Raw genomic sequence first — 2312 nt, forward strand, 5'->3', positions numbered from 1 at the left:
CTCTATGCTCACTGAATAAGCCGAAGCGCTCCGACTTTGCGACACCAACAAATTTCGGTTGCCATCACTGAACAGGTTGTTAGGACCTTACGCTTTAGGGCGGCAATCCTGCGGCCTTGGGTTTGTCTGCACCATGTCGTCTCGCGCCGCCATTCTTTCGCCATTCCGCTCCAAGCCGAAACGCGGCTTGGCTCTCGGCCTTGGCATTGCGGCCGCTCTAATCGCCTGCACCGGCGCGGCGTTCTGGATCGGGACCGAGCAAACACACGAGCTGACTTCCGAGACTTATGCCGACCAGCGCCTGCCGCTCATCAACTCGCAGCTGAACGAGGCGAAGCCCGGCTTCATCTTCCTGGCTGGCGATTCCCATTCCGAACTGCTCAACACGACCTACAGCCTGTGCGGCAGGGAACTGGTGAACGGCGGCGTCAGCGGCGCCAAGGCGGAACTCTACCGCGACTTCGTCAACAGGCTTGCCTTCAAATCAGCGCCCGATGTGGTGGTCTATTCCATCGGCACGAACAATCTGCTGCGCAAGAAGAAGCCATTGTCGGATGCTCCCACGCGCGAGTTCACGGAAAACGTCGCCCACACCGTCGCGGCCTTCCGCAGGAAAGCACCCCGTGTGATCGTTCTGGCGGTTCCGCCGATCGGCACGGAGTTGAAGGACAAGTTCGAGATCGGCGCAGCGAGTGCTTATTCGCAGGCCCTGCGGAGTGCTTGCGAGCGCGCGGGCTGCGAGGTCATGGATCCTTATGATTTCGCCCGCGAGGCCGATGGCAACACGGCGCGTGCACAGGCCACTCGCGACGGCATTCACCTGACCTCCTATCGTGCGGTCCAGGCGCGGCTGGAGCAACTCCTCTGCCTTAACGGCACACTCTGAGGGAGGGTACAGGCTTGCCAATCGCGCTGATCGGGAGCATGGAAACCATGTTCCTTGAAGCGAGATGCCTTCCATGTCCCAACTCGACCAAGTCCTGTCCAAGATCGACGCCGATTCCGATGCCGCCCTGGAGCGCCTGTTCCAGTGGCTGAAAGTGCCTTCGATCTCCACCGATCCCGCCTACAAGGATCATTGCCGCACGGCCGGCCAATGGCTTGTGGACGAATTGAAAACCATGGGCATCGAGGCCTCCTTGCGTGAGACCGGCGGCCATCCCGCCGTGGTTGCTCATGCCACGGGCGAGACCAAGCCGCATGTGCTGTTCTACGGCCATTACGACGTCCAGCCGGTCGATCCGCTGGAAATGTGGGACCGCCCGCCCTTCGAGCCGTCCATTATCACCTTGGCCGACGGCCGCAAGGCCATCAGCGCCCGTGGTTCCGCCGACGACAAGGGTCAGGTCATGACTTTCGTCGAGGCCTGCCGCGCGTGGAAGGCCGTCACTGGCTCGCTGCCGATCAACGTCACTTTCCTCGTCGAGGGCGCGGAGGAGGACGGCTCCAAGTTCCTTCCCGAATTCATCGAGGCCAACAAGGACGAGCTGAAAGCCGATGTGGCCCTCGTCTGCGATACCGGCATGTGGGACCAGGACACGCCTGCCATCACTTCGTCGCTGCGCGGCATGGTCTATGAGGAAGTGATCGTGCGCTGCGCCGATCGCGACCTGCATTCCGGCTCCTTCGGCGGCGCTGCGCGCAACCCGATTCACGTTCTGTCCAAGATCATCGCCGCCATCCACGACGAGAACGGCCGTGTCACGATTCCGGATTTCTACGAGGGCGTTCCCGAGACCCCGACGCAGATCCTGGAGCAGTGGAAAGGTCTCAACCTGACGGAGGAGGATTTCCTCGGACAGGTCGGCCTGAAGCATTCCGCCGGCGAGAAGGGCCGCATGCTCATCGAGCAGATCCAGTCCCGCCCCACCTGCGACGTGAACGGCATCATCGGCGGCTATACGGGCGAGGGCACGAAGACAGTCATTGCAGCGGAAGCGAGTTGCAAGATCTCCTTCCGCCTCGTGGGAGATCAGGACCCCGGGAAGATCTCCGAGAATTTTCACGCCTTCGTGCGCGAGCGCATTCCCGCCGATTGCTCGGTGGAATTCATCATGCACAAGGGCTCGCGCGCATTGGCGCTGCCGCACGATTTCCCGGCGCTCACCGTCGCGAAGGCGGCTTTGCACGACGAGTGGAAGAAGGAGCCCATCGTCATCGGCATGGGCGGCTCGATCCCGGTCGGCGGCGATTTCAAGCGCACGCTCGGCCTCGACACACTCTTCGTCGGATTCGGATTGGATGACGACCGCATCCATTCGCCGAACGAGAAATACGACCTGAAGAGTTTCCACAAGGGTACGGGCTCCTGG

2 protein-coding genes are annotated in these 2312 nt (G+C 61.8%); both read left to right on the plus strand.

Translation table 11 applies throughout. The features are described from left to right. The first annotated feature begins 133 nt into the window (after positions 1-133). Complete coding sequence (locus tag ACXJKO_RS31365) at positions 134-886, plus strand: SGNH/GDSL hydrolase family protein (protein WP_457094909.1); 753 nt, start codon at positions 134-136, stop codon at positions 884-886. 73 nt (positions 887-959) lie between these two features. Next, the coding region (locus tag ACXJKO_RS31370; protein WP_457094910.1) for a M20/M25/M40 family metallo-hydrolase at positions 960-2312 on the plus strand (1353 nt) is incomplete at its 3' end.

The organism is Microvirga sp. P5_D2, assembly GCF_054049475.1.

Bases quoted from the DNA above. Each gene is read 5' to 3' on its own strand.
- ACXJKO_RS31365 (WP_457094909.1), top strand. From the start codon at position 134: ATGTCGTCTCGCGCCGCCATTCTTTCGCCATTCCGCTCCAAGCCGAAA.